This is a genomic window from Vibrio sp. ER1A (genome assembly GCF_000733315.1).
GTDB lineage: Bacteria > Pseudomonadota > Gammaproteobacteria > Enterobacterales > Vibrionaceae > Vibrio > Vibrio mediterranei.
In genome coordinates this window covers 13581-32508 of record NZ_JPJA01000092.1, presented here as the reverse complement: position 1 = coordinate 32508, position 18928 = coordinate 13581, and the positions used below count along the sequence as shown (strand labels likewise).

Below are 18928 nucleotides of genomic sequence, written 5' to 3'. Positions count from 1 at the left end.
ATGGTTTTCAGAAACTTCGTACACCCAATAATAGTCCAAAAAGGAGCCTATGATGCGTAAAACGGAAATGATATCAGCAGACCAAGCTCTACCGGGGCGTGACCATGCCATCGCAAAAATGGAGCCACACTTCATCAATCAATCTGACCTCAATGCCTCACTTCAAGAGCATCAACAGTCTGTCGTTATCGGCCTTGGTTGCTTTTGGGGAGCCGAGCGTGTGTTTTGGCAGTTAGACGGTGTTGTCTCGACATCCGTCGGCTATGCGGGTGGCTACACTCCAAATCCGACCTATGAAGAGGTCTGTTCTGGAAATACAGGGCATACTGAAGTGGTGCGTGTTGTATTCGACAGTCGGGTAACCTCTTTGACAGACATACTCAAAGTCTTTTGGGAGAAACACGATCCAACTCAAGGAATGCGTCAAGGGAACGATATTGGTACTCAGTACCGCTCTGCTATTTACGTTAATGATGAGCAACAGCTTTTGACGGCGCAACAGACTCAGCAACAATACCAACAGGCACTTGGTGATACTTCCATAACAACAGAAATTGCCTTACTCAATCACTACTACCTTGCTGAGGTATACCACCAGCAATATCTCGCTAAGAACCCTAATGGGTATTGTGGAATTGGTGGTACAGGCGTCTGTTTTCCTCCTCAATAACCAGACGGCGCACAACAAAAAACGCTCTTGGTTTCACACCAAGAGCGTTTCTAAAAAATTCTATTGATATATCTGTTCTACATCGCGAGCGCAGCAATCTCGATGTTAATCTCTTTAAATGCATCGAGTTTTTGTTTGTCACCGACCTCTGGTAGTAACACTTTGCCGTTATCGAACCGAAACACCCCGATACCCGCAATAAAAAACTGTCCCTTAAAAAGCGTTTTAACAAATTTAGCAATTTGTCTCGGACGATAAACCGTAAACTTTCGCAGCATAACCTAACCTCAATATCCGTTTGAGTACAACCATCATGTTCTCGCTTTATGCGAGTGTTGTCGCAATATTTTTTGCGCTCGGGACAAGTATACAGCATATTTATTCGTTCACAAAAGATAAATTAACATCTTTGCAACAAACTATAAATTACTGTTATGCTTGGTATGATTTTATCAAGTAAAGGACATCTCTTGGTCAAATCGCACCAATAACATTGTGGTAATTCCTAGGTTAACCTATGGTATGCCGCTCAACACAAAGTAATGGAAACAATTACAATGAAACTAAAGCCTCTCCTAACAATAGCTATGCTGTTTTTACCCACTCTTGCTATGGCCACGAATTTACAAGTTGGTGGCAACGCACGCTCAATATCTGTGAAGGATCATGGTGAGCTTATTCTCAACAATGATGCAATTACTTACCAAGCGTGGAGCAGTAAAGATATGCTTGGCAAAGTACGAGTTATTCAAGCCATCGCTGGCCGTAGTAGCTCAAAAGAGATGAACGCCCCACTAATGAAAGCCATTACGGATGCAAAATTTCCAGAAGACAGCTACCAAACCACGACAATTATCAACCAAGATGATGCGATGTGGGGCACAAGCTCCTTTGTCAAATCTTCAGCTGAAGACAGCAAGCAAGAATTCCCATGGTCATCCATGGTGCTCGATAAACACGGCCTAGTTGCCAATGCATGGCAACTCAAAGAAGATAATTCAGCAATTATCGTTCAAGATAAGCAAGGCAAGATTCTGTATGTTAAAGAAGGCGCTTTAACAGATAGTGAGGTTCAAGAAGTGCTGACGATGATCAGCGATAACCTATAACCTCTCGCTATGTTGAAATCACAATGGGAGCAAAGTCGCTCCCATTGTTTTTTTCCTGTTAGAAACCCAAAGCGGACCATTGTTTACGTTGGTAAATATTTTGATTTGTTATAACATAACAGATCAAAATTAAACGAGAACAAGTCGCATGTCGCTGATTCAACCGATGAAAACAGGTTCTAAGCTAAGAGCTGCATTGTGCTTAAGCTTGCTGCTGCTTGCTCTCAATGCCCTATCCATCGAGCACAGCTACGATTCTCACATCGACCACCAGGAACATCATTGCCCTTTATTTACCAAAGGCACCCATTCACTTCCCGTCAGTCTTTTCCATGCAGCGTCAGTGGTTGTTTCTCATTCAAGATTGATCAATATAGATAATAGTGTCTGCCATTCAAAGCCGGAGTGCATCAGTGCACGCTCACCGCCTTTGTTTACCTAGATTCACTAAAATCATCTATTGTTATCACAGACTAAAATTTAAGGAATCCCAATGAAACTCAAGATGACTCTATTAGCTGGACTCGTAGTCTCCCAATTTGCGGTGGCAGAAGAAAACTTCCGACAACACGATGCCCATGTTCACGGCCATGTCGAGTTCAATATTGCTCAAGATGGACAAGACCTTTTGGTGGAGATTACGGCTCCTGGCGCGGATGTAGTCGGCTTCGAGCATGCCCCAAAAACTGACGCAGAAAAAGCGGCGCTTACCAAAGCCAAGGCGACACTCAACGACGTGAATAACCTACTGATCCTACCAAAGGCTGCTGGATGCCAACTCGTGGATGCGGATATTGATAACACGCTAGAGTCTCATCAAGGCCATGATGACCACGATGACCATCACAACCATAAAGATCATGATGATCATAAAGGTCATGACGACCACCACGATCATGACCATGACGGACACGATGATCATAAGGGCCATGACGACCATCATGACCATAAAGAACACGATGATCACAAAGGTCATGACGACCACGACCACGACCACGACCACGACCACGACCACGACCACGACCACGACCACCATGATGGACATGGTGAGTTCAACGTGCAATACCAATTTACCTGTAGTGATTTCAGTAAGTTAAACCAAATTGACACAAAATGGTTTAGCTACTTCCCTGCAACTGAAAAAGTCTCTGTTAACCTATTAACGGACACAGCACAATCTGCAACTGAACTAACCTCTGGCAACACTGTCATTAAACTGTAAGCATCTCGCCCTAAGAAGTAGCTTTGCTCTCTTAGGGCATCTTCTTGGATAAGAGGACATTATGGCTAGAGTAATCGAACTCACCGATCTCACTTTCAAATGGCACCCAGAACAAGCCCCCACACTCGATATTCCTTCACTAACTGTAGAACAGGGTGAACATCTATTCTTAAAAGGACCAAGTGGCTGCGGGAAATCAACCTTATTGGGGCTACTCACTGGTATCAATACAGCAACTTCAGGCAATGTTGTCGCTCTGGGACAGTCACTACAATCATTATCTGCCAGTGCAAGAGATAAATTTAGGGCGGATCATATCGGTTATATATTCCAACAGTTTAACCTGCTGCCGTATCTCTCTGTCATTGATAACGTCACCTTACCTTGCCGGTTTTCTCAAGTCAGAAAAAACAAGGTAGCGGGCCCTTTAGAGCAAGAAGCCAAGCGGCTTCTCGAACACTTAAGGCTGCCTTCACACCTTCTCAACAAACCAGTGATTGAGCTCAGTATCGGTCAACAACAACGTGTGGCCGCCGCACGTGCCTTAATTGGTCAGCCTGAATTTCTTATTGCCGATGAGCCAACTTCGGCTTTGGATCACGATAACCGAGAAGCTTTTATCGAATTACTTATGGAACAAGCTAACCAAGCTCATTCCACGCTGATCTTTGTCAGCCACGACCCGACGCTCGAATCCCTATTTACGCGAAGCGAAAATTTACTGGATATCAACCAAGCGAGAGCATTATGAGTATTACATTGAAACTAGCTTGGAAAAGTCTTCTCAACCGAAAAACCACCGCATTGTTAACCGTTATGACAGTGGCGATTTCGGTTATTCTTCTCATGGGTGTTGAACGTATTCGAACTCAAGCAAAAAGCAGCTTTGCCAACACGATTTCAGGTACAGACCTCATCGTCGGCGGTCGTTCTGGCCAAGTGAACCTGCTGCTCTACTCTGTCTTTCGTATTGGTAATGCCACCAATAATATCGATTGGAAAAGCTATGAAGAGTTTAGCCAACATCGCGCTGTTGACTGGGCAATTCCCATTTCTCTTGGAGACTCACACAAAGGTTTTCGAGTCATGGGAACTAATCACAGCTATTTCGAGCACTACCAATATGGACAGAAGCAACATTTAAGCTTCTCTTCAGGCCATGAGTTTAATGGGCTATTTGAAACCGTGCTGGGCTCCGATGTTGCCAAATCCCTAGGCTATGATATTGGCAGTGAAATCATTATTGCGCACGGCATCAGTGATGTCGGCTTTAGCCGTCATGAAAACCTCCCTTTCAAAGTGGTCGGTATACTCGCCCCAACAGGGACACCAGTCGATAAAACCGTTCATGTTTCTCTTGAAGCAATTGAAGCGATACATGTTGGTTGGGAATCTGGTGCAAATCTGGGTAACACACCAAGCAAAGAACAGCTGGAACAGATTGACTTCCAACCAAAGCAAATCACGGCCATGTTGATAGGCCTTAAGAGCAAGATTCAGACTTTCGCTCTACAAAGACAGATTAATACCTATAAGCAAGAACCACTAAGCGCCATTCTTCCAGGTGTCGCCTTGCATGAATTATGGGGCATGATGAGTGTGGCAGAACAAGCGTTGCTTATCGTCTCTATTTTTGTTGTCGTCGCAGGTTTGATGGGAATGCTCTCGAGCTTACTGACTAGTTTACAAGAGAGACGAAGAGAGATGGCGATACTACGTGCTATGGGAGCTAGACCACGACACGTATTCACCTTGTTGGTCAGTGAGGCCACCGTTCTAACTTCTGTCGGTATCATTTGCGGTATTGGTGGCATGTATGCCATGCTAGCGGTCGCTGCGCCAATCATCACTGCAAACTACGGTATCAATATTGCGCTAACCGCAATTACTGCTCATGAGTGGATGTTGCTAGGGTTTGTTCAAATCGCAGGAATGATCATTGGATTCTTCCCTGCACTGCGCGCGTACCGACAATCATTAAGCGATGGCATGACCATCCGAATTTAGCGAGATTGACATGAAAATACTGCCTAAACTCGTTGGCATTCTATTATTAACGATAAGCATTCTAATGCCACATATGGCGTTAGCACAGGATGAATCTGATCTATTAAAACTCGATTGGATCGATTTGATCCCCGAGAAAGAACGCAACCAGTTTGATGCGATGGGCATGCCTGCCATTGATCACTCTGGCGGTGTAATGGAGCAATCAAAATTGGGCTCTGTCCGACAAGAGCTTAATGGCAGTATGGTCAAGATCCCTGGCTTTGTTATTCCACTTGAAGGCGATGAAGACATGGTGACTGAATTTCTATTGGTTCCTTACTTTGGCGCCTGTATTCACGTACCACCACCGCCACCAAACCAAATCATTTATGTAAAGTTTAAAGAAGGTGCACCTGTACATCGTTTGTGGGATGTTATTTACGTGGTAGGAACATTGAAGACGGAAACCATCAATTCTGAGCTCGCTGAAACTGCCTATCTGATTGATGGAATCCGTATTGAAGATTATGACGATGGTTAGAATGCACGCTGAATAGCGTAGAGGCGTTAAAAGTAAACATTTCGTTAACAGTGCTAGCTTGTCATATTGCCAATCAATCTTCTACTTAGCTGATGAAAGTAGATAGATAAGCTAGCACTCCGAGATAAACACATAGCAATAATGCTACCGAAACGTGTTTTTTAACTCTATTCTCTCCTGAGTGACTCATAAAGCCCTCCTTAGTTACATCTCAAATTTAACAAAAATTTATCATTTATCCCAGCATTTTTTACAATATGATGGCCGTTATTGTTAATTCGGAAAATAGCTCACATAAATAGAACTAGTCAGCACCATAAAATATCGCTAAATTGATGATCAATCGTACAATTTTACGGCCTATCTTGAATTCGTTTTATGAGCAAATTACCTGTCGATCAGCAATCACAAACTACCGAGCCAAACACGCAGAACGAACAGGCTCACAAAAAAAGCCACCATATGAAGGACAGTGGCAGCAGAATACGTGCTATTGCTCAAGCACATAGTTTGGACGCATTGATTGCAGAGGAAACCCCAAGTAAAAGCCTATTTGAACGCGCCATGTTGCGCGAAAAGCAGAGTAAAGAGCAGCGACAAAAGAACTTAGAACAAATTGTGAAAGCCGCGCTGACATCGTGCAAAAATGAAGTGGCAGGAGAGCCAGACTTTGACTGGCTGGTGCGTTATTTCGACATGGCCAAGGAAATTCACAACAGCTCAATGCAAAAACTATGGGCACAGGTGCTAAAACGGGAGGTGACCAATCCAGGTTCAACTTCGATGAAAGCTCTAAAAACCCTCAGAGACATGACGCCAAAAGAAGCACAAACTCTACAACGCGCTGCTTCTTTGGCTTGCAGTTTTGGTACCGATACTAGTCGAAAACTACTGCTTGGTATTCGCCATCAGGCAGGGTTATTTAGCTTTTCTAAACGCGAAAGCCTTGATGAACTAAGCCTAGGTGAATTTCAATTTCCCTATTCCAGCCTGTTATTACTTGTTGAGCTCGGCATCCTGCTCGCCACCGAATTAGAGTCCGGTGAAATTACCAAAGAGCCCGCACTTAAGCTCAGTTATCAAGGTAAAGAAATGACGTTGCAGCCAAAGCATAAAGGCATCACGTTAACCTACTACCGATTTACCCCAACGGGTAACGAGTTGTGCCAATTGCTTGGAAACCGTAGCAATAACCAGTACCGCGATAAACTACTAGAGTTACTGAATAGAAAGTTCATTGTGAAGGGTGACACGGCCAACTCGTTTCATCATACGGTTTAGCGAATGATACTTCGCTCAGTCAGTCCCTGAATACACTGTTCAACCAGTTCCTCAACTTTATATGCGTCGGCATTTAAATGAATTTCTGGTTCGATGGGTTGTTCATATTCAGAATCTATCCCGGTGAAATTCTTGATTTCTCCCGCTCGTGCTTTCTTGTATAACCCTTTAGGATCCCGCGCTTCACAAACCGCCAAGCTCGCATCAACAAAGACTTCCAAGAATTCGCCTTGAGGTAATAGCTCACGCACTAAAGCTCGCTCTTCTCGGTGAGGAGAGATAAAGGCTGAGAGCACGATAAGACCCGCGTCCGCCATCAATTTTGTTAGCTCACCAACTCTTCGAATGTTCTCTCGTCTATCTTGCTGAGAAAAGCCTAGGTCTCGACAGAGCCCGTGTCGCACATTATCGCCATCTAGCAAATAGGTGTGATAACCGCGTTGCGTAAGTTCAGTTTCCAGAGCGCCTGCCACCGTTGATTTTCCAGCACCGGAAAGCCCCGTAAACCACAACACTACTGGCTGCTGATTTTTTAAGGTTGCACGCTCTGACTTGGTTACCTGATGCTGATGCCAAATAACGTTTTCATCTTTGTTTATTTCGGCGCTTGCCAGTGCACTATTTGACATAGTAAGTCCTTGTAAAAATACTTAAAACGGGAAGAAATAGGGAATAAGTGCCAATACCAAAACGGAATAGACAATAGAGATAGGTATCCCAATTCTCATGTAATCTTTCAGTTGGTAATTACCAACGCTATAAACCAGTAGATTAGTCTGATAACCATAAGGAGAGATAAAACTCGCGCTCGCACCAAACAGCACAGCCATTATGAAAGGCATGGGATCAACGCCGTAGCCGACCGCCATACTGTAGCCAATGGGAAACGCCAATGCCGCGGCAGCATTATTGGTCACCAATTCGGTTAGAATAAGTGTCACTAAGTAAGTGGCCACTAATGCTCCAAATACGCCCCAACCATTGAATAGCTCGATAAACATCGCTCCCATTCGCTCAGAGAGGCCAGTAGATATCATCAACTGCGCGATAGACAACGCCGAACCAACAATCACCACAATGTCGACCGGAAAGCGACGCCTTAGCTCGCCAATATTAACGATGCCAAAGGCCAGAACCGCGATTAGATACAGTGCTAATCCCTTAATTATGGGGAGAATGTGAGTGAGCGCTAACGCAATCACAGCAACAAAACCAAGCAGCACGTAACTCGACTTAGCAAAATCAAGTTTGGCACTGGAATCTAAGTCATTAACTAGCACAAACTCTTTTCGATGCTGGCGACGTGCTTGTTCGAACCCTTTACCGGGCGCCAACACCAATGTATCTCCGGCCTGTAAGATAATATTGCCGAGACCACCTTCTAGTCGTTCATGACCACGCCTAATCGCCACCACAACAGCATCAAAACGGTCACGAAAATGGCTCGATTTAAGCGTGTTATTACAGAAGGTCGCCGATGAGCTGACCACCACTTCCAATAGGTTCTGTCCGTTGAGATGGTGCTGCCCGAAAAACGTCAAACCCTGAATTTCTTGAAGAGTAGCAACACTTTCCACATCACCACAAAACAGCAGACGATCCTTAGCTTGAAGGACAAAGTTAGGGTCCACTGAAGCCAGAGTTTCACCATCTCGTACCACTTCAGCCAAAAACAACTTTCGTAACGCCCTGAGATTGTTCTCTGCAATGCTTCGTCCCACTAGTGGTGAGCCAGGCTCCACTCGAGCTTCCAAAAAGTAGGGCAAATCATCTTGATTCGCATCATCATAATTAGGCAGAAGATAACTTAATGGAATCAGTACCAATACTCCACCGACTAAGACACTAAGTCCTATCCAAGTGGGTGCAAAAAAGTCCAAACTGGGTAAGCCCACATCTTCGACGAAGCTATTGATTATAAGGTTGGTAGAAGTGCCAATTAGCGTCAGTGTGCCTCCAAGGATAGCCGCATAAGATAGAGGAATAAGCAGCTTTGAAGGGGCATGACGCTGGTTGCGCTTAATAGCACCAATTAATGACACAACAACAGCGGTATTGTTGGTAAAAGAAGAGAGCAAAGCCGTAGAGACCCCAAGCTTTGCCACCACTGAGCCTAAACGGCCTGTAGCAATGGAACGACTAACCCAACTGATCAATCGAGTTTTTTCTAACGCCGCAGACGAGAGAATCAGTAGCACCAAAGTTAATAGCGACGAATTAGTAAAATTGGTCGCTATTGCATTAAGCTCTAACATACCGGAAATAAACGCGATAAACGCAGCACCAGCAAAGATAAGGCTCGGTTTTATCTGGGTCGCGATCAAGCAAGCAATGATAGACATCAACAGTGCTAGCACTACTCCTTGTTCCCACATATCCTTCTCCCTACTGCTTAATGCTACGTTACATTGATTTCACGTCACAATGGTTCCAACTAACTAAGACGTTAGATATTGGCATCCCACTCAGGGAAGTGCTTCATAATGAGTGCTTTCAGTTCTTTCTCAAATGCCCCCATGCGCTCTTGAGGTGAACGTTGTTCTTCAGCTAATGCTTCACGGACCAAGCCTGCACCTACTGTGACATTAGTGAGTCGGTCGATAACAATAAAACCACCGGTATCTTGCACCGCATCATAACTATCTACCGCAACCGACTCTGTAAGTGACCACTCACATAAACCAATACCGTTGAGAGGCAAAGCGTCAGTATCAAAAGACTTCAGTGTATTAATGTCATATTGATGACGAACACCTTCTAGCTGGCCCTGAGTTTTCTTACCTGCAATCTTGATGTCATAGCTTTTACCTGCAGCCAAAGGCTCATCAGTCATCCAAACCACATCAGCAAGCAGACGATTTGACGACACCACTTTCGCGTCTTGTTTTACAATCAAGTCACCGCGACTAATATCGATCTCATCACTTAAAGTCAGCGTTACTGCTTGACCAGCAAATGCGCGAGGCAAATCACCATCGAACGTCACAATACGTTCTACACGTGATGTTTTCCCAGAAGGTAGTGCTTTGATTTCATCGCCAACCTGTATTTCGCCTGAACCAATGGTGCCAGCAAAACCGCGAAAATCGAGGTTAGGTCTATTCACATATTGCACTGGGAATCGGAAATCTCCATTCTGCTTCTCTTGGTCGATATCGACTTTTTCTAGCAGATCAAGCAGTGGCTCTCCTTGATACCAATCCATGTTGTTGCTCAAGTCGACCACGTTATCGCCTTCTAGAGCAGAGATAGGAATCATCTGGATATTGATGTCTTTACCTAAGTTTTCCGAAAACGTTAGGTATTCATCACGAATTGCTTCGTAACGCTGTTGAGAGAAGTCCACTAGGTCCATTTTATTAACCGCGACGATAAAGTGCTTAAGACCCAACAAGCTCGAAATAAACGAATGACGACGCGTCTGATCCAATACTCCTTTTCGAGCATCGATCAAGATAACTGCAAGATCACAGGTCGACGCACCGGTCGCCATGTTACGAGTGTATTGTTCGTGCCCTGGCGTATCGGCAATAATGAATTTTCGTTTCTGGGTTGAGAAATAACGGTAAGCCACATCGATGGTAATACCTTGTTCGCGCTCTGCTTGCAGACCATCAACCAATAAGGCTAAATCAGGCTTCTCACCCGTTGTTCCCACTCGTTGACTATCAGAGTGAACGGCCGCCAATTGATCTTCATAGATTTGCTTAGAGTCGTGGAGTAAACGGCCAATTAAGGTACTCTTGCCATCATCAACCGAACCGCAGGTAAGGAATCGGAGTAAAGATTTGTGTTGATGCTGATTCAGGTAGCCTTCAATACCTAGTTCAGCAAGTTGTGTTTCTACTGCGCTATTCATAATCTGTTCCTTCGATCCTTAAAAGTAGCCTTGACGTTTCTTAAGCTCCATCGATCCTGACTGATCGTGGTCGATCGCTCGTCCTTGTCGCTCACTGGATGTAGCCACTAACATTTCTTCTATGATGCCTGTCAGTGTGTTCGCTTCCGATTCAACGGCACCCGTTAATGGATAGCAACCTAATGTTCTAAAGCGTACGCTCTTATGTTCCACAGTCTCATTAGAACCAATCTCCATGCGATCATCATCAACCATGATCAGCATGCCATCACGCTCGACAACGGGACGTGGGGCTGCAAGATAAAGTGGAACGATTTCGATATTCTCTAAGTAGATGTATTGCCAAATATCAAGCTCAGTCCAGTTAGACAATGGGAATACACGAATGCTTTCCCCTTTATTGATTTGACCGTTGTAGGTTTTCCACAGCTCTGGACGTTGGTTTTTAGGGTCCCAAGTATGGTTCTTATCACGAAAAGAGTAGACTCGCTCCTTAGCTCTCGACTTCTCCTCATCACGTCTTGCACCACCAAACGCTGCATCAAAACCATATTTATTTAACGCTTGCTTAAGTCCCTGCGTTTTCATGATATCGGTGTGCTTTGAAGATCCGTGTACAAATGGACTGCACCCCATCGCAAGCCCTTCTGGATTCTTGTGAACCAAAAGCTCAAATCCATATTTCTCTGCAGTGCGATCGCGAAATTCGATCATTTCTTTGAATTTCCAATCGGTATCAACATGCAGCAACGGAAATGGGATTTTTCCGGGATAAAATGCTTTGCGAGCTAAATGCAGCATGACAGAAGAGTCTTTGCCGATGGAGTACATCATGACTGGATTATCAAATTCGGCAGCCACTTCTCGGATGATATGGATGCTTTCGGCTTCCAATTGTTTTAGGTGTGTGAGTCTTTCTTGGTCCATGTGTTGTGCTTCCTTTTTCTATGTCGGCCACACTGTGACCAACACAAGACTGATTCAATAATGACTGTGATTAGGCGCGCTGACTTGCGACTCGTTGGTTTGGCTGAACCTCATCATGCTCTCGATTAAACCACGATAGCTCGTCAGCAAGAGAGACGACTTCTCCTACAACAATAAGTGACGGTGATTCAGCCTGCTGCGCTAACTCAGGTAAATTCGATAACTGGCCACGCAACACTTTTTGTGAACGCTGAGTCCCACGTTCAATAATTGCGACTGGAACGGCATTACTACGACCGTGCGCAAGCAGTTGTTGCTGTATGTAGTCGGACTTCATCAGTCCCATATAGATGACAAGCGTTTGATTACCCCTAGCTAAGGTTGACCAATCCATATCATCAGCGTCAGGCTTTAGATGTCCTGTAACAAACAATGCAGATTGCGCGTAGTCGCGATGAGTAAGCGGGATGCCTGCATACGCTGTCGCACCTGCCGCTGCCGTGATACCAGGAATAACTTGAAATTGGATGCCTGCTGCCGCGAGTACCTGCAGCTCTTCGCCGCCGCGACCAAATACGAAGGGGTCACCACCTTTAATACGTGCGACCTTATGTCCACTTTGCGCAAACTCTACCAATAATTGATTGGTCTTCTCTTGCGGAACACTGTGGTGACCAGCACGCTTACCTACACAAACCAAAATGGTACTTTCCGGCACCAACTCCATGATGTCATCAGAAACCAGGTAGTCGTAAAGCACGACATCCGCTTGTTGAAGTAGATTAAGAGCCTTCAGGGTAAGTAGCTCAGGATCGCCGGGGCCTGCACCAATTAGCGCAACTTCACCCGCTCGTAATATTGAACTTGGCAACTTGGGCTTACGATAACTGCTCACCAAAGTTGGTGTGGCTACCTTGCCCGTTGGGAGTGGTTGAGACGAATCCATAATAACAATCCTTCGCTAGTCGAATGATGGCATTATGACCACTCCTCTATATTACCTGAAATTCTAAAATTTCATTTTTTATTCCAAAAGTCACTAAGAAGATTTTATTAGCGCAGAACAATGTGAATTTTTGATCCATCTTCCGCCCGATTTTGACGAATGGAACTAGGCTTGAAACAAAAGTTGCGAGATGTGTATCAGATTGCACTTGAGTGTGCATTTAAGATCACACTTTTTATGTATACGTAAACTTTCTTACACAACAAATTGCTACACTTAGCAAGTTTAAAATCAATTACCCCTACAAAGGATATGAAGATGAAAGTGGCAGTGAAACCTATTTCAATTGCAGTTCTTGGTGGCATGCTAGCGATGGCGGGCCCAGCAATGGCAGATGAAATTAAGCTCCGAATTATCGAAACAACTGACATTCACACCAATGTCATGGACTATGACTATTACAAAGATAAGCCAACTCAGAAGATTGGTTTAGCTCGAGCTGCCACACTAGTAAAAGAAGCGCGTAATGAAGTAACGAACAGTGTTCTCGTTGATAACGGTGACCTTATTCAAGGTAGTCCGATGGGCGATTATATGGCGTCTAAGGGCATCAAGCCTGGTGAAACACATCCAGTCTATAAAGCGATGAATCAATTGGACTACGATGTGGGTAACATCGGTAACCACGAGTTTAACTACGGTCTAGAGTTTTTAGCGACAACATTGGAAGGTGCTAACTTCCCGTACGTCAGCGCTAACGTATTTGATAAGAAAACGGGCGAACACTACTTCAAGCCTTATTTAATCAAAACACACACCTTCAAAGACACTGATGGCAATGCTCACGAAGTTAAAGTTGGTTATATCGGCTTTGTTCCACCACAAATCATGGTATGGGATAAGAAGAACTTAGAAGGTAAAGTTTTCGCCAAAGACATTAAAGAAACCGCTGAAAAGCTCGTCCCTCAAATGAAAAAGGAAGGCGCAGACATTATTGTTGCGATTCCTCACTCTGGCGTTTCAAGTGACCCTTACAAAGCTGGCGCAGAAAACTCGACCTATTACTTATCTGAAGTAGACGGTATTGATGCCATTGCATTTGGTCACTCTCATGCCGTGTTCCCTGGTAAAGGTTTTGACAATATTCAAGGCGTTGATAACCAAAAAGGTACAATTAACGGTGTTGCAGCGGTTATGCCTGGCCGTTGGGGTAGCCACGTCGGTGTGATGGATCTTGTGTTAGAACAAGATGGCGATAGCTGGAAAGTCGCGGAAGCGCAAACAGAAGCACGCCCTATTTTCGACGCTACCAATAAGAAACCACTTGTTGACGCTGATAAAGGCATCGTTAGCGCAGTCAAAGAAGATCACAATGCAACACGCGACTTCGTTAATCAACCTATTGGTAAAGCGAATGACGTGATGTACAGCTTCCTTGCTCTAGTTCAGGATGATCCTACGGTTCAAATCGTCAACTTAGCGCAAAAAGACTATGTAGAGACCATGATTCAAGGTGATCCGGACCTAGATGGTTTACCGGTACTTTCTGCTGCAGCTCCATTTAAAGCCGGTGGTCGTAAAAATGACCCAGCAAACTTCACTGAAGTAGAGTCAGGTCAGCTTACATTCCGTAACGCAGCCGACCTTTATCTCTATCCAAATACACTAGTTGCTCTGAAAGTAACCGGTAAAGAAGTCAAAGAGTGGCTTGAGTGCTCTGCTGGCCAATTCAAGCAAATTGATGTGACATCAAGCCAGCCTCAATCGCTTATCGATTGGGATGGTTTCCGCACTTATAACTTTGATGTTATGGACGGGGTAAACTACCAGGTCGATGTCAGTAAGCCTGCTCGTTATGATGGTAACTGCAAACTACTTGATGGTAACAGTGAGCGAATCGTAGATCTTACCTACAAAGGTAAACCAATCGACATGAAACAAACCTTTATCATTGCGACTAATAACTACCGTGCATACAGCAACAAGTTCCCTGGTACAGGCAGTGATTTCATTGCGTTTGATTCACCGGATGAAAACCGTACTATCGTGGCCAACTACATCTCTAAAGTTAGCCAAGAAAAAGGTGAAGTCACACCAAGCGCAGATAACAACTGGCGTTTTGCTCCTATCAAAGCGGATGTTGCATTAGATGTTCGTTTTGAAACATCACCATCGGATAAAGCGGCACAATTCATCGAGGACAAAGGTCAATATCCAATGAAGAAAGTCGCTACTGATGATGTCGGTTTCGCGGTTTACCAAATCGATCTACAAAAATAATTAAGTTAATCGATATTAAGCCACGCATAATGCGTGGCTTTTTTTTTGCTGTCCGTTTAGTCTAAGAAAAAACAGTGACAAGTGAGAACTATGATTAATTGGAACACTAAAACCTTTACCCAGCTAACCACACTTGAGTTGTATGAACTGTTGAAGCTTCGAGTCGACGTGTTTGTCGTAGAGCAAACCTGCCCTTACCCTGAGTTGGATAATCATGACCAAGTTAACGGAGTTCATCATTTAATGGGCTATGATGGGGACACTCTTGTCGCATGTGCAAGACTATTACCCAAAGGCACTACTTACGACTATGTGAGTATCGGTAGAGTCGCAACTAAAGCGTCACATAGAGGTGGCGGACTTGGTCATGATCTCATTGTTCAAGCCAAGCTGGAGTGCCAGCGTCTTTGGCCTAATGAAACCATAAAGATTGGCGCACAATCTCATCTACAAAAATATTATTCGCGACACGGTTTTGAAGCTTGCTCTGAAGAGTATCTGGAAGACGATATCCCCCATATAGATATGAAACTTCTAAAATAAACAAAGGGGCCAATATAGGCCCCTTTGTTTATTGAATAGCTCTTAATTACTTCGTTGTCACTTACTACGACCGAAGCCTCCATCTGATAGTCTAAAGAACATGATGGACTGATCGCCACGTTCAATTTGTAGAATATCGAGATTACCTTCTGGGCTGAATTTGAACCGAATCAACTGACCTTGCTTAATACGACTTAACGGTTTGTCGCTTCCTTCTATTCTTGCTAACGAATTCAGGTCGGCCATAGATAACTGGTTTTTACGAAACACCTGCGCCAGTGTGTCACCTTTTTTGACGGTATACTCACGCCAATTGGTTTCTACTACCTGCTCAGACTGCACGCTGGAGGGTTGTTCGCTAAGAGACTCGGTATTAACACTTACAGCGATTCGCTGATTGGCCAGAGTCGCTTGAGCGGTTTCGTTCTTTTTGGTTGGGATGAGTAGTAATACCACCAATAGAGGAATTAGAACGCTTAATAGACGTCGATGAAGACGTGGAAGTCTCATCCAGAACGCCTTAATTTTTGACGTCCATTGTGAAACATCAGGCTTATTTATTTTCTTTAAGCTCGAAAAGTCGAGAGCCTGCCATTTGTCCTTTAGCACTTGAACGTGGTCAACTTTTTGCTTCTTTCTTTGACGACGATTCATTACATTCCGTCTCCTAATAAACAACCGCTTCAGTTTAAAAAAACCTGCGTTTAGAGTATAGGAAAATCGCAGGAATTACCTTTTATAGCAGTCAAATGTCACAACTTTAACAACGAAAACGAATTAATTAGTAAAAGTTGGTTAGAGCGTTTCGGTTTCACACTAGAACTGGTATCCTTTCACCTTCATTCGAATAGCAAGAGAGACCGTCATGTCTGACGTGAAATTAGAAACTGTAGAACAGAAAGCAAGCTATGGTATTGGTCTACAAATGGGCCAACAACTTGCAGGTAGCGGCCTTGAAGGCCTAAACGTAGACGCAATCGCTAAAGGCATTGCAACTGCGCTAACTGGTGACATGCCAGAAATCGAAATCGACGCAATCAATGCAGCTCTTCAAGAGCTTCACACTCGTGCAGAATCAGCTCGTCAAGAAGCGGCGAAAGCAGCGGCAGCAGACGGCGAAGCTTTCCTAAAAGACAACGCTCTACGTTCAGAAGTAACTGTTCTTGAGTCTGGTCTTCAATACGAAGTAATTACTGAAGGTACTGGTGCAGTACCAACCGCAGAAAACACAGTACGTGTTCACTATCACGGTGAACTAACAGACGGTACTGTCTTCGACAGCTCAGTATCTCGCGGTCAGCCTGCAGAGTTCCCTGTGACTGGCGTAATCAAAGGTTGGGTTGAAGCACTTCAACTAATGCCTGTAGGTTCTAAGTGGAAACTATACATTCCTCAAGACCTAGCATACGGTGAGCGTGGCGCTGGCGCTGCTATCCCTCCATTTGCTGCTCTTGTATTTGAAGTAGAGCTTCTAGACATCCTAGCGTAATGTCACATTAAAATTGAATCTAAAGCAGTGCTATTAAGCGCTGCTTTTTTTTACGCTATGCTTTAACTATCAATAATTAATAGGACAAAGCATGACTAAAAGTGTGATTTTAACCTTAGCGATAACTACCACCTTCTCATTCAATAGCTACGCCGAATTCGATATATCTGGCGTTAGTTCTGACTCTGCGAGTAGTCTATTAAATAGCGCCTCTCAATTGGCTCAAACTAACTCACCAGTTGTCGACAACTTAGTTAAAGAGCTGTCGATTTCACCACAACAGGCAGCAACAGGCACTGGTGCGCTGCTTTCTCTAGCTAAAAATCAGTTGGGCTCAGGACAAGGGAGTGAATTGAATTCACTAATTCCAGGGCTAAGTTCACTCACAAATAGTAGTTTGTTCAGTTCCGTAGAGAATATGGAAAGTGTTAAAAATGCCTTTGCATCAGTAGGATTGGACCCAGCTTTGATCTCCCAGTTCACACCTGTGATTTTGGATTATCTGGGTACACAGGGCGCGAGCAGTGGCTTAATGAACTCGTTGGGTAGCTTATGGCAGCAATAGTCAACATTGCTACGCTATGTTCTATCGATAGCAAATTCTATAGATACAAAAAAGCCGAGCATAAATGCTCGGCTTTTCAGTTCTTACGAACCTACTGATTACTCAGCAGCAGCTTCTTCAGATGCTTCTGGGCGATCTACAAGCTCAATGTAAGCCATTGGAGCTTTATCACCAGCACGGAAGCCAGCTTTTAGGATACGAGTGTAACCGCCCTGACGAGCAGCAAAACGTGGACCTAGTTCGTTGAATAGTTTCGCAACTACTTCGTTATCACGAGTACGTGCAAATGCTAGACGACGGTTAGCAACACTGTCAGTCTTAGCTAGTGTAATCAAAGGCTCAACTACGCGACGTAGCTCTTTTGCTTTAGGCAATGTAGTCTTGATTACTTCATGACGTACAAGAGAGCTAGCCATATTGCTGAACATCGCTTTGCGATGGCTGCTGTTGCGGTTGAGTTGACGACCACTCTTACGATGGCGCATGACCTAATCCTTCTAACTAGTATCGATTAATCTTCAGCGATAGACGCTGGTGGCCAATTTTCTAGGCGCATACCCAGAGAAAGACCACGTGATGCAAGTACGTCTTTAATCTCAGTAAGAGATTTTTTACCAAGGTTTGGCGTTTTAAGTAGCTCAACCTCAGTACGCTGTACAAGATCACCGATGTAGTGAATCGCTTCTGCTTTTAGACAGTTAGCAGAGCGAACTGTTAGTTCAAGATCGTCTACAGGACGCAGTAGAATAGGATCGAACTCCGGCTTCTCTTCCTTCTCCTCAGGAACACGTACATCACGAAGATCTACGAATGCATCCAATTGCTCAGCTAGGATAGTAGCTGCGCGACGGATAGCCTCCTCAGGTTCTAGAGTACCGTTCGTTTCCATATCGATAACAAGCTTGTCTAAGTCAGTACGCTGCTCAACACGTGCCGCTTCTACAGCGTAGGCAATTTTGTCTACTGGGCTGTAAGTTGCGTCAACAAGCAAACGACCGATTGGACGCTCATCTTCTTCAGTATGGATACGAGCTGAAGCTGGAACGTAACCACGACCACGTTCAACTTTGATTCGCATAGAAATCTCAGCGTTGTCATCCGTTAGGTGACAAATAACGTGCTCTGGGTTAGCGATCTCTACATCACCATCATGGGTGATGTCACCTGCAACAACAGGGCCTGAGCCTGATTTGTTCAGTGTAATAAACACTTCATCTTTGCCTTCAGCAACGCGAACAGCTAGGCCTTTCAAGTTTAGAAGTATCTCAAGGATATCCTCTTGAACGCCTTCTTTAGTGCTGTACTCGTGCAGAACGCCTTCGATTTCAACTTCTGTCACTGCACAACCTGGCATAGACGAAAGTAAAATACGGCGAAGTGCATTACCTAGAGTGTGACCAAAGCCACGCTCTAATGGCTCAAGAGTTACTTTTGCGTGTGTCGTGCTGATCTGTTCGATGTCAACAAGACGTGGCTTAAGAAATTCTGTTACAGAACCCTGCATTGT

At 44.4% G+C, this 18928-nt stretch carries 21 protein-coding genes; 12 read left to right on the top strand and 9 right to left on the bottom strand.

From position 1 onward, the window contains the following. The first annotated feature begins 49 nt into the window (after positions 1–49). On the top strand, positions 50–670 hold the full coding sequence (gene msrA / locus HW45_RS18665) for a peptide-methionine (S)-S-oxide reductase MsrA (RefSeq protein WP_038228873.1): 621 nt from the start codon (positions 50–52) through the stop codon (positions 668–670). A 77-nt stretch (positions 671–747) separates the two neighbouring features. Here msrA and HW45_RS18660 read toward each other — a convergent pair whose 3' ends face one another. After that, complete coding sequence (locus tag HW45_RS18660; protein ID WP_006073236.1) at positions 748–948, bottom strand: DUF1107 family protein; 201 nt, start codon at positions 946–948, stop codon at positions 748–750. A 279-nt stretch (positions 949–1227) separates the two neighbouring features. On the opposite strand from HW45_RS18660, the gene HW45_RS18655 reads away from it, so the two are divergent. From HW45_RS18655 to HW45_RS18630, 7 genes are all read left to right on the top strand, one after another. After that, positions 1228–1779, top strand: coding sequence for a YtfJ family protein (locus tag HW45_RS18655; RefSeq protein WP_038228872.1), 552 nt, complete (start codon positions 1228–1230; stop codon positions 1777–1779). Positions 1780–1927: 148 nt separating this feature from the next. Further along, the gene (locus HW45_RS28985) at positions 1928–2221 is read left to right on the top strand and encodes a DUF2607 family protein (protein WP_081875859.1); all 294 of its coding nucleotides are present in this window, start codon (positions 1928–1930) and stop codon (positions 2219–2221) included. A gap of 51 nt (positions 2222–2272) precedes the next feature. Next, positions 2273–3001 (top strand): zinc uptake protein ZrgA, encoded by a 729-nt coding sequence (zrgA, locus tag HW45_RS18650; RefSeq protein WP_038228871.1) that lies wholly within the window; start codon positions 2273–2275, stop codon positions 2999–3001. A 61-nt stretch (positions 3002–3062) separates the two neighbouring features. Further along, a complete protein-coding gene (locus HW45_RS18645) occupies positions 3063–3752 on the top strand; it encodes an ABC transporter ATP-binding protein (protein WP_038228870.1) in 690 nt (229 codons plus the stop codon). Continuing rightward, entirely contained in the window at positions 3749–5008 is a 1260-nt protein-coding gene (locus tag HW45_RS18640) for an ABC transporter permease (RefSeq protein ID WP_006073230.1), read from the top strand. Before HW45_RS18645 ends, HW45_RS18640 begins: the two co-directional genes overlap by 4 nt. Before the next feature lie 64 nt (positions 5009–5072). Further along, positions 5073–5531: a DUF3299 domain-containing protein gene (locus tag HW45_RS18635; protein WP_200874593.1), complete on the top strand. Its 459-nt coding sequence runs from the start codon at positions 5073–5075 to the stop codon at positions 5529–5531. 378 nt (positions 5532–5909) lie between these two features. Beyond that, complete coding sequence (locus HW45_RS18630; protein ID WP_006073223.1) at positions 5910–6812, top strand: TIGR03899 family protein; 903 nt, start codon at positions 5910–5912, stop codon at positions 6810–6812. On the opposite strand, the gene cysC is transcribed toward HW45_RS18630, so the two are convergent. The 5 genes from cysC to cobA all read right to left on the bottom strand — a co-directional run bounded on the left by cysC (position 6809) and on the right by cobA (position 12544). Further along, on the bottom strand, positions 6809–7441 hold the full coding sequence (cysC, locus tag HW45_RS18625) for an adenylyl-sulfate kinase (RefSeq protein WP_081875858.1): 633 nt from the start codon (positions 7439–7441) through the stop codon (positions 6809–6811). The two genes, HW45_RS18630 and cysC, sit on opposite strands and share 4 nt — an antisense overlap. A 21-nt stretch (positions 7442–7462) precedes the next feature. Continuing rightward, positions 7463–9187, bottom strand: a complete 1725-nt coding sequence (locus HW45_RS18620; RefSeq protein WP_038228867.1) for an SLC13 family permease — start codon at positions 9185–9187, stop codon at positions 7463–7465. A gap of 71 nt (positions 9188–9258) precedes the next feature. Beyond that, positions 9259–10671, bottom strand: coding sequence for a sulfate adenylyltransferase subunit CysN (gene cysN / locus HW45_RS18615; RefSeq protein ID WP_038228866.1), 1413 nt, complete (start codon positions 10669–10671; stop codon positions 9259–9261). A gap of 18 nt (positions 10672–10689) precedes the next feature. Continuing rightward, a complete protein-coding gene (cysD, locus tag HW45_RS18610) occupies positions 10690–11598 on the bottom strand; it encodes a sulfate adenylyltransferase subunit CysD (protein ID WP_038228865.1) in 909 nt (302 codons plus the stop codon). Between the two features lie 70 nt (positions 11599–11668). Further along, a complete protein-coding gene (cobA, locus tag HW45_RS18605) occupies positions 11669–12544 on the bottom strand; it encodes a uroporphyrinogen-III C-methyltransferase (RefSeq protein WP_038228864.1) in 876 nt (291 codons plus the stop codon). A 318-nt stretch (positions 12545–12862) separates the two neighbouring features. On the opposite strand from cobA, the gene cpdB reads away from it, so the two are divergent. Continuing rightward, positions 12863–14824 carry a 2',3'-cyclic-nucleotide 2'-phosphodiesterase gene (gene cpdB / locus HW45_RS18600; protein ID WP_038228861.1) on the top strand — a complete coding sequence of 654 codons (1962 nt, stop codon included), beginning with the start codon at positions 12863–12865 and terminating at the stop codon, positions 14822–14824. A 90-nt stretch (positions 14825–14914) separates the two neighbouring features. Next, positions 14915–15367, top strand: a complete 453-nt coding sequence (locus HW45_RS18595) for a GNAT family N-acetyltransferase (protein ID WP_031494177.1) — start codon at positions 14915–14917, stop codon at positions 15365–15367. A 57-nt stretch (positions 15368–15424) separates the two neighbouring features. On the opposite strand, the gene HW45_RS18590 is transcribed toward HW45_RS18595, so the two are convergent. Continuing rightward, positions 15425–16021, bottom strand: coding sequence for a LysM-like peptidoglycan-binding domain-containing protein (locus HW45_RS18590; RefSeq protein ID WP_038228859.1), 597 nt, complete (start codon positions 16019–16021; stop codon positions 15425–15427). Between the two features lie 211 nt (positions 16022–16232). Between HW45_RS18590 and HW45_RS18585 the strand changes: the two genes are divergently transcribed. Then, positions 16233–16856, top strand: a complete 624-nt coding sequence (locus tag HW45_RS18585) for an FKBP-type peptidyl-prolyl cis-trans isomerase (protein ID WP_038228857.1) — start codon at positions 16233–16235, stop codon at positions 16854–16856. Between the two features lie 91 nt (positions 16857–16947). Beyond that, entirely contained in the window at positions 16948–17421 is a 474-nt protein-coding gene (locus tag HW45_RS18580; RefSeq protein WP_038228855.1) for a DUF2780 domain-containing protein, read from the top strand. A 98-nt stretch (positions 17422–17519) separates the two neighbouring features. On the opposite strand, the gene rplQ is transcribed toward HW45_RS18580, so the two are convergent. Together rplQ and HW45_RS18570 are read right to left on the bottom strand one after the other, a co-directional pair. After that, complete coding sequence (gene rplQ, locus HW45_RS18575; protein ID WP_031493230.1) at positions 17520–17906, bottom strand: 50S ribosomal protein L17; 387 nt, start codon at positions 17904–17906, stop codon at positions 17520–17522. A gap of 26 nt (positions 17907–17932) precedes the next feature. Beyond that, positions 17933–18925: a DNA-directed RNA polymerase subunit alpha gene (locus tag HW45_RS18570; protein ID WP_038228852.1), complete on the bottom strand. Its 993-nt coding sequence runs from the start codon at positions 18923–18925 to the stop codon at positions 17933–17935. Between the last annotated feature and the right edge of the window lie 3 nt (positions 18926–18928).

Coding starts and splice junctions, on each gene's coding strand:
- HW45_RS18570 (WP_038228852.1), bottom strand. CDS start 18,925: ATGCAGGGTTCTGTAACAGAATTTCTTAAGCCACGTCTTGTTGACATC.
- HW45_RS18635 (WP_200874593.1), top strand. CDS start 5,073: ATGCCACATATGGCGTTAGCACAGGATGAATCTGATCTATTAAAACTC.
- cysD (WP_038228865.1), bottom strand. CDS start 11,598: ATGGACCAAGAAAGACTCACACACCTAAAACAATTGGAAGCCGAAAGC.
- HW45_RS18595 (WP_031494177.1), top strand. CDS start 14,915: ATGATTAATTGGAACACTAAAACCTTTACCCAGCTAACCACACTTGAG.
- HW45_RS18620 (WP_038228867.1), bottom strand. CDS start 9,187: ATGTGGGAACAAGGAGTAGTGCTAGCACTGTTGATGTCTATCATTGCT.
- HW45_RS18580 (WP_038228855.1), top strand. CDS start 16,948: ATGACTAAAAGTGTGATTTTAACCTTAGCGATAACTACCACCTTCTCA.
- HW45_RS18630 (WP_006073223.1), top strand. CDS start 5,910: ATGAGCAAATTACCTGTCGATCAGCAATCACAAACTACCGAGCCAAAC.
- rplQ (WP_031493230.1), bottom strand. CDS start 17,906: ATGCGCCATCGTAAGAGTGGTCGTCAACTCAACCGCAACAGCAGCCAT.
- cysC (WP_081875858.1), bottom strand. CDS start 7,441: ATGTCAAATAGTGCACTGGCAAGCGCCGAAATAAACAAAGATGAAAAC.
- HW45_RS18590 (WP_038228859.1), bottom strand. CDS start 16,021: ATGAATCGTCGTCAAAGAAAGAAGCAAAAAGTTGACCACGTTCAAGTG.
- cpdB (WP_038228861.1), top strand. CDS start 12,863: ATGAAAGTGGCAGTGAAACCTATTTCAATTGCAGTTCTTGGTGGCATG.
- zrgA (WP_038228871.1), top strand. CDS start 2,273: ATGAAACTCAAGATGACTCTATTAGCTGGACTCGTAGTCTCCCAATTT.
- cobA (WP_038228864.1), bottom strand. CDS start 12,544: ATGGATTCGTCTCAACCACTCCCAACGGGCAAGGTAGCCACACCAACT.
- HW45_RS18645 (WP_038228870.1), top strand. CDS start 3,063: ATGGCTAGAGTAATCGAACTCACCGATCTCACTTTCAAATGGCACCCA.
- cysN (WP_038228866.1), bottom strand. CDS start 10,671: ATGAATAGCGCAGTAGAAACACAACTTGCTGAACTAGGTATTGAAGGC.
- HW45_RS18660 (WP_006073236.1), bottom strand. CDS start 948: ATGCTGCGAAAGTTTACGGTTTATCGTCCGAGACAAATTGCTAAATTT.
- HW45_RS18640 (WP_006073230.1), top strand. CDS start 3,749: ATGAGTATTACATTGAAACTAGCTTGGAAAAGTCTTCTCAACCGAAAA.
- HW45_RS18655 (WP_038228872.1), top strand. CDS start 1,228: ATGAAACTAAAGCCTCTCCTAACAATAGCTATGCTGTTTTTACCCACT.
- HW45_RS28985 (WP_081875859.1), top strand. CDS start 1,928: ATGTCGCTGATTCAACCGATGAAAACAGGTTCTAAGCTAAGAGCTGCA.
- HW45_RS18585 (WP_038228857.1), top strand. CDS start 16,233: ATGTCTGACGTGAAATTAGAAACTGTAGAACAGAAAGCAAGCTATGGT.
- msrA (WP_038228873.1), top strand. CDS start 50: ATGATGCGTAAAACGGAAATGATATCAGCAGACCAAGCTCTACCGGGG.